The organism is Acinetobacter lwoffii, from assembly GCF_029024105.1.
Lineage (GTDB): Bacteria > Pseudomonadota > Gammaproteobacteria > Pseudomonadales > Moraxellaceae > Acinetobacter > Acinetobacter lwoffii.
In genome coordinates this window covers 2,819,311-2,832,411 of record NZ_CP118963.1, presented here as the reverse complement: position 1 = coordinate 2,832,411, position 13,101 = coordinate 2,819,311, and the positions used below count along the sequence as shown (strand labels likewise).

The following is a 13,101-nucleotide window of genomic DNA, read 5'->3' as shown; positions in this document are numbered from 1 at the left end:
AGAAGTTAACAGGCAGGGCGTGATCAACTCTGGTCAGCTTGCCAGCTGAGAAAACTGTAAAATAGTGCCATCGGCAGGGAAAAACACAGCAGAAACAAAAAATGGGAACTAAAATTTTCACTTGGAGGATGCGAGATATAAGCCAGAATCAGGGTTCCCAGTACGCAGCTCATTAAAATCGTGATGATATTAAACAGCTGATAATGGCATAGCAGCAGGTGAGTCACTAATAGAAAAGGAAAGACCATCACCCAGTAAGTCAGGCAGACAAAAAAGCTAATAAAAAGCGCTGCAAACAGACTCTTGAAAATGGAGAAAACCCCATAACTGACTTCATGAAATAGCGCATAAGGGAATAAAATTACAGCGATGATCAAAGGTGCAAGCGCGAGGTTAAATGTCATTTTCCAGGGAGAATTCTGGATCGGTCGGGATATGAACTGAAATATCTTATCCATAAATGATTTAACGCTTCTATGATTTTTAGACTATATGAAATTTATACTTTTTTATTTTTAGAGCATACACTTTTTACGATCAGCGACAGCTTAAAAATACGTTAAGTGAATGCTAAAAATATATTTAAGCAGATTTTTTTATATCAATCGCAGGATGCAGTTGATCTTGAATCAATCTGAAAGATAAACAGAGAGGCTAAAGCTCAGTCATCATAAAAGATAGGCAAAAAAAGCCACGATAACTTGGGGAAATTACCGTGGCATCAAAATTTCATCCCATTTAACCGGGGTGAAAGAGGAAGCTCTGCGATGAAACTGGTTAAGAACGCTTGTTAAAAATGACTGTACAGCTTAATAGCGTTTATCCTGATTCACTGTACGCACAGGATTTTGATAGCCCTGAGGTTGATGAACGCTGTCATGATCAATTCTGTACTGTTTTTTCGGCATGATTAACCACAACACCAGATAAACCAAAATACCCGGGAAGGCGGCACTCATGATTGAAATCACCACAAAAATTAGACGTAATAAATTTGCGTTCCAACCAAAACGTTCAGCAATACCACCCATCACACCTGCAATCATGTTTGAGCGGTTAGAGCGATATAAACCAACATTGGCCATTAAAATCTCCTGATTAAAAATAGGTGTGAATCCTAAAACTAGATCCATACTTAAAGAAATGGAGTTTGCTTAAGCTTTTTAAAGTGCTGATTAAAAATAAAATCGTTAAGTAATGTTAATAAAGATTAAAACCAGATCTAAGAGCTACTAACATAGTGAAAATTCTATTGAACTCTTGTGTAAAGTTCAGCAGCTTTGCTGTGTGCTTTTTGCTCGCCATTTTTCCTATTTAGGTTTATTAAAAATGAAATTGGATGTATCCCGTTGTACATTAAGCAGTTTTTTTAAATGTAGCCTGGTGTTGGGGAGTATGGTGATTTTGCAGGCTTGTGATCAGCAGCAAGTCAAACCTGAACAGGAAAGTCAGGCGACCTCAGAAGAAGGTGTTAAAATTTCCGCTGCCAATACAAAGGCCGATGTAGTGACCGTCAGTGCCAAATCCTTAACTCAGGTCGCAGGGCAGGCGACTCTTCCGGCAGAAGCTGATTTAAACCCGGCAACTGTACCAGAGGATGCCAAGGCGTTTATAGGCCGCTATCATACTGAAATCGACTGTGATGGCCGCTTTGCGCCTTGTACTGAAGGCAAGGCAGAATTTATTTTGACTCTGATGCCGGATGGTACGGTGCATCGCAGCATTTTACAGTATGGCAAAGTATTTATTGATAATACCAAAAACAGCACGGCTCACAATATCACCTACCGTAAAGACCGCTGGTTTATCAATCCGGAACGTACCGATGTGGTAGTGAATCGCAAAGAAGGGGCGAGCTTTTACTATAAGATTAAAGATTCAAATCACTTGGTCATGAATCTGGAAAAAATCTATAGTGAAAAGGAAAGAACCAACCGGGAATTATTTGATCGCGGTTATCCGGCACCTTCAAAAGCCTATGAACTGGTCAAAGACACATCCTTTCATATTCAAAAATAATGCCTGATAAAAATTGGCTGATCTGGTCGAAAGCTTAATTCAAATACGATTTAGATTAGACAATAAAGGCGAGTGGTGGGAACGCGTGAGCATAAAATCTAGGCGCAGAAATACACGACCAAAACATCGTAATCTAATTAAAATATAATGAAGTAAATCAGAGAAACATTCTAAGGAAAGAATGGTGGGTCGTCCGCGATTCGAACGCGGGACCAACGGATTAAAAGTCCGCTGCTCTACCAGCTGAGCTAACGACCCTGAGGAATAAAAATGATGACCATTTTTATGACGCAAGAGTGTGGTGTACTTTTACGTGATCCTTTCGGAAGATGGTGGGTCGTCCGCGATTCGAACGCGGGACCAACGGATTAAAAGTCCGCTGCTCTACCAGCTGAGCTAACGACCCATCAAGGAATATCAAATAAGTGGTGGGTCGTCCGCGATTCGAACGCGGGACCAACGGATTAAAAGTCCGCTGCTCTACCAGCTGAGCTAACGACCCTGAACCATCATTCAAACCAGGTTTGAATGTGCAGTGCAAGTCAAGCTAAATAGCTTAAAGCACCACTTTGTTTGATGGAGCGTATTGTAGCAAGATCTCATTTCAGCGCAAGCAAAAAATAACAAAGTTGCCCATGTTTGATTATAAATACAACAATTATGCTTTATCTAAACAAAAAATAGGCAACTTCAGTACTTAGAAGCGATATTGATAAGCCTGAATATTGGCAAAAATCTCTGCGGTGAGCTCGGAATATGCCGTTGCACCTGGCAATAACACCAGCAGGCGTTCATCGGTTTTACTCGGATCAAATGCTTGCTCTTTCAATTTATTTTTCTGGTATTTAAAGGTACCTGTAGTTTCAATCTGCTGTTGTATACGTAAAAATACCGGTACCGCATAAGCCGGCAAGCATTTTTTAAAGCAAGCGGCCATGGCTGCTAAATCTGCATCATCCAATTTTACATCGGGTTGCAGGGTAATCGCGGCCATACCGGCACGACCATTGGTATTGGGAATTTCTACGCCATACACCACCGCTTCAACGATTTTGTCATACTCGGTCAGCATGTTTTCCACTTCAGTGGTGGAAACATTCTCACCTTTCCAGCGGAAAGTCTCGCCTAAACGATCAACAAACTGCGCATGACGGAAGCCGATATTGCGCACCAGATCTCCGGTATTGAAGTAAGCATCACCTTGGGTAAATACATCCTGCATGATGACTGACTTGTTTTTTTCCGGATCGGTATAGCCATCAAAGGGTGAACGGCGGGTAATTTTACCAATTAATAAACCAGTTTCGCCTTTTTTCACCCGTTTGCAATGGCCTTTGGCATCCCGTACCGGCTCATTTTTATCTTTATCAAAGGCAATAATCGCATACGGTGTGGGTGAGAAACCGACGGTATTGTCAAAATTGAAAATATTGCTAAAACCGACATTGCCTTCACTAGAGGCATACAGTTCCAGCACTTCCTGAATGCCAAAACGGGATTTAAATTTATCCCAGATATTTGGGCGTATGCCATTCCCAATCATCTTAGTCACGCGGTGACCTTTTTCCAGTTCAGATGGGGGAGCATCCATCAGATAGCGGCACAACTCACCGACATAACCAATCGCAGAGGCATCAAATTTTTGCACATCCTTCCAGAAAGAAGAGGTCGAAAATTTACGGCGAATAGCCAGGGTGCTGCTCCCTGCAATGACACCGCACCAGCACACCACCATGCCTGTGGCATGATAAAGCGGCAGGGTACAGTACATCACATCATCTTTATTGAGATTCAGCACATGCCCATAGGTGCCATAAGCCAGCGTCCAGCGACCATTGGTAAAGATCACCGCTTTAGGTAGACCCGTGGTGCCCGAGGTGTAAATATAGAACAGCCCGTCTTTGCCCTGTACCGAATGAGTAGTTGATGGATTGAATTTGGGAGCAAGATCGGTTTTTTCAGCCAGGTTGATAAAGCCTTCAGGCGCCTGACCCGGATCGGCTTGAGTGTTTTGATCTGCAAACCAGTGCAGGCGGTCACTGCTAATATTCAGGTCATTACGAATCTCGTTAACTGCATGACGGCACTCTTCGCCGACAATCAGGGCAATCGGTTTGACCAGATTGATACTGTGCGTCAGCACCTTGCCGACTTGAGAGGTATTCACTAAAGCGGTCGTCACACCCAGTTTGGCCAGACCAATTACACTGGCAATCAGTTCAGGACGGTTCTCGACCATGACGGCAACGACATCACCTTTCTTGGCACCCAAGGATAGATAGAAATGGGCAATCTGGTTGGCCCAGGCATTGAGAGCAGCATAGCTATAGCTTTGCTCTTCAAAACGCAAGGCAATGCCTTCCGGGTTACGCTTGGTGGCTTTTTCAAAAGCCAGACCCAGGCCGGCCGGTGTGTTCGGAGTACGTAAATATGCCTGTCTTAGACCAGTGAGCAAATTGGGCACTTTGGTCAAGAAAGCCGGGATTTTGGCAGCGACATCTGCAATCCCAATCAGATCGTGTGGTTTCATTTGGGTCATGAGAATCCTATTTATTTTTCGTATCCGATACGTTCAATTTATATACAGTAGACGAGCTAGCCATCTTTTAGCGTTAAAACACTAGTGCAATCAACCTATTCTGACTAAATCTAGCAAAAAAAACCTAGTCACCGAAATGACTAGGTTTTTTTATATGACTGCAATTGAGCAAATTATGATTCAGTTGCAGTATTGGCTTTTTTCGGTGGACGACCACGTGGACGACGTGGACGAGCAGCCTGTTTCTCCGCTTTTTCAGCTTCGCTGGCTTCAGTGTCTTCTGTTGTTACTTCGGCCTGATCTTGGGCTTCTGTAACAGGAGCTTGTGATTCAGCATTTGCTTCAACTGGCGCAGCATCTTCAGGTTGAGCTTCAGTCACTGGAGTCTCTTCTGCAGGAGCTGCATCTACTGGTGCCGTCGTTTCAGTGGCTTGTTCAGCTGGCTGAGCATTTACGGTTTCTTCAATAGCTACTTCAGTGGCTACTGGAGTTTCAGTTGCTGCTGCTTCAGCTGACTCTGCTTGCGCTTCTGCTGCTACAGGTGCTTCTGGCGCAGTTTCAACTGCCGGAGCTGTTTCTACTTTAGCCTGTTGCTTGGCTTGTTGTAGGGCCTGTTCTGCAGCCTGTTTAGCTAGACGGCGACGCTCACGTGGATCGTTTGCGACACGTTTGTCCGACACCGGTTTTGGTGGAGTCAGGTCCAGAACTGGAGCAGGCTCTGCTTCAACCTTGGCTACGGTTACTTGAACATCACGGGTAACCGGTTTTTTCTCTGCGGCAGGCGATGCTGCAGCCACCAGACTCGCGTTGTACTCTTTTGTGAACTTCTCTAGAGCACGGTTGAAGGTTGGCAATAAACCAAACTGTTCAATCAGTACGGAGCAGTCTTCACCATAAACATGGCGAATCAGGCTACCAATGGTGAACTGACCCAATGTTGGTACTTGTGACGGAGTCAACTTCTGAACTGTGGCCTGTTGAGGCTGGCCTTCACGCTGCTGACGGCGACGCTGACGCGGATCGTTGCTGGCACGTGGTTTTTCAGCACTTGATTCTTCAGTTGGCACAACTTCTTCAACAGGGGCTGTCAGTGCAGCTTCCACTACATTTTCAGCCGCGGCTTCTTCAACTGGCGCATCTGCCAGTGCAGTAACTTCAACCGCTGGCGTTGCAACTGCAGCATTGTCATTCAATGCCACGATTTCGCTTTTTGCCTGGTCAATATTCACGACCATAGCGGTTGGCATCACGACTTGACGTGGTGCATCAACCAATTCAACACGAAGCTGCTTGTCGTTGACTGCTGGAGCTTCAACGACTGCAGGTGCTGCTTGTTGAGCCTGCTCATTCAGCACGCTTGGATCGCGGTGGCGATTTGGACGTTCCTGACGTGGCTGGTTACGGCGGTCACGACGTGGCATTGCCTGTTGTGGCTGTTGTTCATTGTTTTGAACATCATTTTGCTGAGATGGCTCGTTGTGATGCTGACGGCGAGAATTACGCTTGTTTTCACGTGCTTCATGACGTTGCTCTTGACGAGATACCTGAACCACTTCTTCATGCACCTGATGTTGCTGAGGAGCGGAAGCTTCAGACTGAACCTGCTCACGCGGTTCTTTGTGCTTCGGATTACGTGGTTTTTTGTTGTTATGACGCGGTGCTCTTTCATCACGTTCAGCCGGTTTTTCAGCATCACGTTCCTGTTTTTGCGCTACAGTCGATGGTGCCAGGTAAGCATTGCTGCTTGCCGGAGCAGCAGGTTGAGATACTTGCTGTGGAGCAGGTTGTGCCACCGGTGCAGACAATTGACCGAACTGACCACGGCTCACCGCACCGCCATTGATCATTTGTTCAATTGCTGCAGCTGCATTGTTGGCAGTACGCGATTGATCAACAGTCGCAGCCTGTTTTTGAACAAAGAGGTTTTCTAACCAGGCACATGGGCTAGATGCAGGAGCAGCAACTTGTGCTTGGGCAGGAGCTTGTTGCGCAACAGGTACTTGCTGTGCATTTTGGTTTTGCTGGTTACGGCGTTTATTGTTTCTGCCGTTGTTTTGCTGTTGAGCAGGCGCTGGTGCAGCAGCATGCGTATGTTGTTCTTCTTCTAAATGCCATTCAGATGACTCATAGCCCAACTCTTTTTCACTTGAACGAGTTGCTTCAGTACGTTCATAGCTGGTTGGTGCAAAGCCTTCGGCATTATAAGTGATTTCATAATGCGGTGTTTCCAGATGCGGATGCGGCAGCACAGTGACACGTACATTTGAAGTCTGTTCTAAATAGACCAAGGTGTGACGTTTTTCATTCAATAAGAAGGCAGCAATTTCGACTGGAACTTCGACTTGAACTTCACCATGACGTTCACGTAACGCGATCTCTTCCACTTTACGCATAATCGAAAGTGATAAAGAACGAAGATCACGAACCATGCCGGTACCATGGCAGCGTGGGCAAACGTAGCCAGTCGCTTCTTCAAGAGAAGGACGCAGACGTTGACGGCTCATTTCCATCAAACCAAAACGTGACAATTGACCGAACTGGATACGGGCACGGTCACTTTGCGTCGCTTCACGCAGCTTCGCTTCCACCATACGCTGGTTGCGGTCTTTAGTCATGTCGATGAAGTCGATCACCACCAGACCACCGATATCACGTAAACGTAATTGACGCGCGATTTCTTCTGCCGCTTCAATATTGGTATTTAACGCGGTGTCTTCAACGTCGCTACCGCGAGTCGATTTTGCTGAGTTAATGTCAATTGACACTAAAGCTTCAGTTTGGTCGATCACGATCGAACCGCCAGAAGGCAATTTTACTTCACGTTCATAAGCGGTTTGAATTTGACTTTCAATCGCGAAATGCGCGAATAAAGGTTCATTTAAGGTATAAGTTTTCAGTTTTTCTAACTGACGTGGCATTACCGCTTTTACGAAGTTATAGGCTTCGTTATAGGCTTGTTCTGAGTCAATCAGGATTTCAGCAACATCATCACGCAGGTAGTCACGAATGGCACGTGTTACCACGCCCGCTTCCTGATGTACCAACATTGGCGATGGACCTGAACTTGCCGTGCTCTGGATTTGTGCCCAAAGGTCTAACAAGTGCTGTAAGTCGAGTTGCAATTCTTCTTGTGAACGACCGATCCCGGCAGTACGCACAATCACACTCATACCACGTGGCACGTTCAGTGTTGCCAGCATTTCTTTCAGTTCTTCACGCACTGAACCAGAAATCTGACGGCTGATACCACCACCTTTCGGGTTGTTTGGCATCAAGACCAAATAACGGCCAGCAAGTGAGATAAAAGTAGACAAGGCAGCGCCTTTATTACCACGCTCTTCTTTTTCCACCTGAACCAGAAGCTCGGTGCCTTCAGTGATCAGTTCACGGATATTCGAAGTTTGGCGAGGATCGGCTTTGTAATATGAATTTGCGATTTCACGCATTGACAGGAAGCCTTGGCGACCTGCACCGTATTCAACGAATACAGCTTCTAAAGAAGGCTCAACGCGAGTCACGTGACCTTTATAGATATTGGATTTTTTTTGTTCACGGGTACGATTTTCTAAATCAAAATCGTAAAGACGCTGACCAGTGACAAGTGCAACGCGAATTTCTTCGGCATGTGTTGCATTAATCAACATACGTTTCATGGGTGTAACACCTTATAGTGATACACAGCAAAAAATCGCTATACACGTAGCGAACATCACACATCACGGATCAATGGCTCAAATCTGCAATGAATTTCATTGTGGTTTGAGTCTTTTATGACCGAGCTCTATTTAATATAGATGGGCTTCGGTTTTTGATTCACGTATTGATGATGGCAATACGGCTTCAATCTTTAAACGGATTAAAGTCACCTGAACGCTTCACTGGCGGACGAGCGGTGCATTGGATGTGTGTAACTTTCACTGTCACATTGCTCGAAGATCATCCCTTCTTTATAGAAAGTGTCTTGATACGGAATTGTCGTCGTATCTTTACAAACTGTGCAGATCCAATGCATCAACGCTGTAGCCTGAAGTCGTCTTCAGGTTGCGACTAATCTGATGTGTATCAGTTTACGTTTAAAAACCAACAAAGTTGGCGACATATTTTTTAAGACAAACTGATTTATGTACCTGAGGTACAATTAAACGCAACAGTTTGCTTTGTTTGCCGATATAATAAGCCTTCGGCGTGGCATAATTCTTTGGGGACCTTCCCGTATCATGTGAGTCTTTAATTGAACAATCAAGTTCAGAAAAATCTGAAATGATTCAACTTTTACTCACAAACGATGGTTTCCGTGCGCTGACTATATCAAACCTTGCATCATCTGCCTATGGGCTAAGCTTATGTTTCTTGTGTAAAGCATAACCTAAGTGATCAGTTTTTAATCAATTTTAGTATTTTTTGGGTCATAGTAACTGTATGAATTCTACGCAACAATGGCAAAACGTCACTTGGTTTGAAGTGGATGAACATCAAGATGGACAACGCATCGATAATTTCTTGTTTAGTCGTCTGAAAGGTGTGCCAAAAAGCCGTATCTATCGTCTGATTCGTGAAGGCCAGGTTCGCGTTAATAAAAAACGCATTAAAGCAGAAACCAAACTTGCAATCGGTGACCAGATTCGCGTTGCGCCGATTCGCTATGAACAAAAAGATGAATCTGCAGCACCGGTTTCCGACAAAGTGGCACAAGGCTTATTGGCCCGTGTGATTTATGAAGATGAAGGTCTGATGGTCGTGAATAAGCCATCCGGGATTGCCGTGCATGGCGGTAGCGGTGTGGCCTATGGTCTGATTGAAGGCTTACGTGCAGCAACCGGTAAAAAGTATCTGGAACTGATTCACCGGATTGACCGTGATACTTCCGGTCTGGTGATGATTTCCAAAAAGCGTAGCGTGTTGAAAACATTACAAGATATGTTGCGTGAACATAAAATCAAAAAAACCTATGCCGCTGTAGTAAAAGGGCAGGTCAGTCTGGATAAACAGCTGATTGATGCACCTTTACATCGTTACGAGCTGGCCAATGGTGAACGTCGTGTCTGCGTGTCCCCGAAAGAAGGTAAAGAGTCTAAAACCCAGTGGAATGTGCAGGAACGTTTTATGCATGCCACACTGGTGTATGCATCTCCGCTTTCTGGTCGTACCCATCAGATTCGTGTTCATGGTTTGAGTATTGGTCATCCGCTAGTAGGCGATGAAAAGTATGGTCATGAAACAGAATATCGTGGGCCAAAACCACGCCGTTTGTGTTTACATGCAATGCGTCTGGACATTCCGGGCTATCCAGCAATTGAAGCACCATTGCCAGAAGATATGCAGAGTCTGGTGGCGCAGTTAAGAGCGCAGAAAGCGGATAAACCGGCTGCCCAATAAGGACTTATTTTTTCTTTTAATAAATTTAATCCACCCTCACCCTCCTTTGAAAAAGGAGGGAATTCCCCTATTTCTTAAAGATGAAGAACATTGTTCCGCAAGAGGGGAGATTAAATTTCGAAAGAATCCTCTCCCTGAGCAGCACTGCTGCGCAAGTCTCCTTCTTGCACGTCTTTTAAAGCAGTGCTTTAAACTCGTTCAGGAGATGGAACGTTACTTATTAAAGAGCAATGTTGAGTTAAAACTTCATTGATAATTCGACTTTATTGGTTCTTTTAATAAAGTCATTGGCTTAAGAATGAAAAAATCTCTCTCCTTGTAGGAGAGGACGTCAAGACTGAATCAAATCTAGGAAACCTTATATGAACTCACCTGCAAAATTGGTCATTTTTGATTGGGATGGCACTTTATTTGATTCAGTTGGTCAAATCGTGGCGAGTTTGCAGTTTGCCGCACAGCAATTTCAGCAGCCTTTAACGAATGCAGATGCCAAAAGCATTATTGGCCTAGGTTTGCCTGAAGTCGCGCAGCGTTTATTCCCGGCAGTACCAGAATTACATACGGATATTTTGCAGGCTTATTCCGACCATTATGTTGCCAACTCGTCAGGAGATTCCTGGTTTGAAGGCGTAGCGCACATGCTCGCAGATTTACAGCAGCAAGGCGTAAAGCTGGCTGTTGCTACAGGTAAAAGTCGTAAAGGTCTGGATCGTGTATTGAAACAGACGAACAGTGAGGAGCTGTTTGTGACTACGCGCGCAGCCAGCGAAACCCATTCTAAACCTCATCCATTAATGTTAGAAGAAATTCTGGCGGAAACCGGTGTGCAGGCTGAACATGCCATCATGGTCGGTGATACGTCTTATGATCTGGAAATGGCGCAAAATATTGCCATGCCAAGTGTTGGCGTAAGTTATGGCGTACATGCGCCTGAACTTTTGGCTCAATTTAATCCAGTCTGTATCGTGGATGATGTGGCTGCTTTGCATAGTGCATTGTTGGCTAAAGTCCAATGGAAACCAGCAGTTTAATCCAGTATCTTGGTTGCAGTGCAAGGAATGTATTTCCCCGGTTTAAATTGGCTGGGGAATGCGGCAGATTTAAGCGCTGGTTCTTATCTTTTAGTCTAAAGTCGTAATTGTACTGATTTTATTCGGTCATATTACGGCAGTTATTTTGCTAAATAGAGATGTGTTTTAAATAATAAGATTTTGTTTTATTTCGTTTTTTATAAATTATTCTTATAGATAATAGCTATAGCAAAAAATAAAATAACTATTGGCACAAACGCCGGATTTTTCCCATCCTAAAACTGTTTATTCCTATGCTCGCTCTGAGAAAGGCAGTCCATGCGGATGATCAGCCTGATCATGTCCCTATTTTCTGTCCCTCTTAGATCCCGGCATAAGCCTAATTTTTGCAGTTTAAGGAAACATTGATGTCGAATTCTGCTGTTGTTGAATCAGTTGCACAAGCACTTCGTAGCGCTGAATTATCACAAACTGCGATTGCACCGATTCGCCCGGAACTTGGCGGTGAAAGTGCTGACGTAGATATCGCCTATGCCGTTCAGGAAGTGAATACCGAGCGTGCTTTGTCTGAAGGTCGCCGTCTGGTGGGTCGTAAAATCGGTTTGACGTCTAAAGTCGTTCAAGCGCAACTGGGTGTAGATCAGCCGGATTTCGGTATGTTATTTGCCGATATGGCTTATGGCGATGGTGAAGCAATTCCAGCCGGCCTTCTGATTCAGCCGAAAGTTGAAGCAGAAATCGCATTGGTGATTAACCAGGATTTAACCAAAGAAAAACACACGTATGCAGACATTATCAGCGCAACTGATTATGCACTGCCTGCAATTGAAGTGGTCGATAGCCGTATCGAAAACTGGAAAATTAGCCTGATTGATACTGTGGCGGATAACGCATCTTCTGCTGCATTTGTCTTGGGTTCTCAGCCGGTTAAGTTAGAAAAACTTGATCTTGTGAACTGCAAGATGGTGATGACGCGCGGTGAGGAAGTCGTTTCTCAAGGCGTGGGTAAAGCATGTCTTGCAAACCCATTGAATGCTGCTGTTTGGCTTGCAGATGAAATGGTGCGTCGTGGCCGTCCGCTTTTAAAAGGCGACATCATCTTGACGGGTGCTTTAGGTCCAATGGTTGTGGCGCAACCAGGTGATGAATTCAAGGTTGAAATTGAAGGCTTCGGTTCAGTAACCGCTGCATTCGCTGCTGAATAATCAAGATTCCAAGAGAGTACATTCATGAAAAAGATTAAATGTGCAATGATCGGTCCAGGGAATATTGGTACTGATTTGCTTTATAAATTACAACGTAGCGAATGGTTAGAGCCTGTTTGGATGGTGGGGATTGACCCGACTTCTGAAGGTTTGGCGCGTGCTGCGAAAATGGGTTTAAAAACCACAGCTGAAGGTGTCGATGGTCTGCTTCCTCATGTGATTGCTGATGACATCAAAATTGCATTCGATGCAACTTCTGCCTATGTCCATGCTGAAAACAGCCGCAAGCTGAATGAACTTGGCGTGTTGATGATCGACTTAACGCCTGCTGCGATTGGTCCATTTTGTGTACCACCAGTCAACCTTGAAGCATTGCTACAAGCGGGCGAAGTACCAAACGTGAACATGGTGACATGTGGCGGTCAGGCAACGATTCCGATGGTGGCTGCGGTTTCTCGCGTTCAACCTGTTGAATACGGCGAAATCATTGCAACTGTATCGACTAAGTCGGTTGGTCCGGGAACGCGTAAAAACATTGATGAATTCACACGTACCACTGCGGGTGCAATCGAGAAAGTCGGCGGCGCGAAACAAGGTAAAGCGATCATTATCATTAATCCGGCTGAGCCACCTTTAATGATGCGTGACACAGTACATTGCTTGGTTGAAGGTGAGCCGGATCAGGCAGCGATTACTGAATCTGTACATGCCATGATCAAGGAAGTTCAAAAATACGTACCAGGTTACAAGCTGGTAAATGGTCCGGTATTTGATGGCAACCGCGTATCAATTTACTTGGAAGTTGAAGGTCTGGGTGACTTCCTGCCGAAATACGCAGGCAACCTTGATATTATGACTGCAGCAGCTGCACGTACTGCAGAAATGTTCGCAGAACACGTGTTCAACACCGCTGAAGCTTAAAGGAATACCA

At 44.8% G+C, this 13,101-nt stretch carries 9 protein-coding genes and 3 tRNA genes; 5 read left to right on the top strand and 7 right to left on the bottom strand.

Translation table 11 applies throughout. The annotated features are described in order from the left end of the window. Positions 1 to 23: 23 nt before the first annotated feature. Both PYW33_RS13640 and PYW33_RS13635 read right to left on the bottom strand, forming a co-directional pair. Complete coding sequence (locus PYW33_RS13640; RefSeq protein WP_004278537.1) at positions 24 to 404, bottom strand: hypothetical protein; 381 nt, start codon at positions 402 to 404, stop codon at positions 24 to 26. Positions 405 to 809: 405 nt separating this feature from the next. Beyond that, positions 810 to 1,085, bottom strand: coding sequence for a PspC domain-containing protein (locus tag PYW33_RS13635; protein WP_004278536.1), 276 nt, complete (start codon positions 1,083 to 1,085; stop codon positions 810 to 812). Positions 1,086 to 1,329: 244 nt separating this feature from the next. On the opposite strand from PYW33_RS13635, the gene PYW33_RS13630 reads away from it, so the two are divergent. After that, the gene (locus PYW33_RS13630; RefSeq protein WP_004647358.1) at positions 1,330 to 2,019 is read left to right on the top strand and encodes a hypothetical protein; all 690 of its coding nucleotides are present in this window, start codon (positions 1,330 to 1,332) and stop codon (positions 2,017 to 2,019) included. A gap of 182 nt (positions 2,020 to 2,201) precedes the next feature. Here the strand turns inward: PYW33_RS13630 and PYW33_RS13625 are convergent. The 5 genes from PYW33_RS13625 to PYW33_RS13605 all read right to left on the bottom strand — a co-directional run bounded on the left by PYW33_RS13625 (position 2,202) and on the right by PYW33_RS13605 (position 8,211). Beyond that, a tRNA-Lys gene (locus PYW33_RS13625) sits at positions 2,202 to 2,277 on the bottom strand. 72 nt (positions 2,278 to 2,349) lie between these two features. Next, positions 2,350 to 2,425, bottom strand: a tRNA-Lys gene (locus tag PYW33_RS13620). Between the two features lie 20 nt (positions 2,426 to 2,445). Next, positions 2,446 to 2,521 (bottom strand) — tRNA-Lys (locus PYW33_RS13615). A gap of 195 nt (positions 2,522 to 2,716) precedes the next feature. After that, positions 2,717 to 4,558 (bottom strand): long-chain-acyl-CoA synthetase, encoded by a 1,842-nt coding sequence (locus PYW33_RS13610; RefSeq protein WP_004647359.1) that lies wholly within the window; start codon positions 4,556 to 4,558, stop codon positions 2,717 to 2,719. Between the two features lie 173 nt (positions 4,559 to 4,731). Then, positions 4,732 to 8,211 carry an Rne/Rng family ribonuclease gene (locus PYW33_RS13605; RefSeq protein WP_004647360.1) on the bottom strand — a complete coding sequence of 1,160 codons (3,480 nt, stop codon included), beginning with the start codon at positions 8,209 to 8,211 and terminating at the stop codon, positions 4,732 to 4,734. Between the two features lie 766 nt (positions 8,212 to 8,977). Between PYW33_RS13605 and PYW33_RS13600 the strand changes: the two genes are divergently transcribed. The 4 genes from PYW33_RS13600 (at position 8,978) to PYW33_RS13585 (ending at position 13,091) form a co-directional block, all read left to right on the top strand. Further along, on the top strand, positions 8,978 to 9,934 hold the full coding sequence (locus tag PYW33_RS13600) for an RluA family pseudouridine synthase (RefSeq protein WP_004278531.1): 957 nt from the start codon (positions 8,978 to 8,980) through the stop codon (positions 9,932 to 9,934). Between the two features lie 362 nt (positions 9,935 to 10,296). Then, positions 10,297 to 10,965: an HAD-IA family hydrolase gene (locus PYW33_RS13595; protein WP_004278528.1), complete on the top strand. Its 669-nt coding sequence runs from the start codon at positions 10,297 to 10,299 to the stop codon at positions 10,963 to 10,965. Positions 10,966 to 11,372: 407 nt separating this feature from the next. Beyond that, positions 11,373 to 12,170: a 2-keto-4-pentenoate hydratase gene (locus PYW33_RS13590; protein WP_004647361.1), complete on the top strand. Its 798-nt coding sequence runs from the start codon at positions 11,373 to 11,375 to the stop codon at positions 12,168 to 12,170. 24 nt (positions 12,171 to 12,194) lie between these two features. Then, the gene (locus tag PYW33_RS13585; protein WP_004647362.1) at positions 12,195 to 13,091 is read left to right on the top strand and encodes an acetaldehyde dehydrogenase (acetylating); all 897 of its coding nucleotides are present in this window, start codon (positions 12,195 to 12,197) and stop codon (positions 13,089 to 13,091) included. The last annotated feature ends 10 nt before the right edge of the window (positions 13,092 to 13,101 follow it).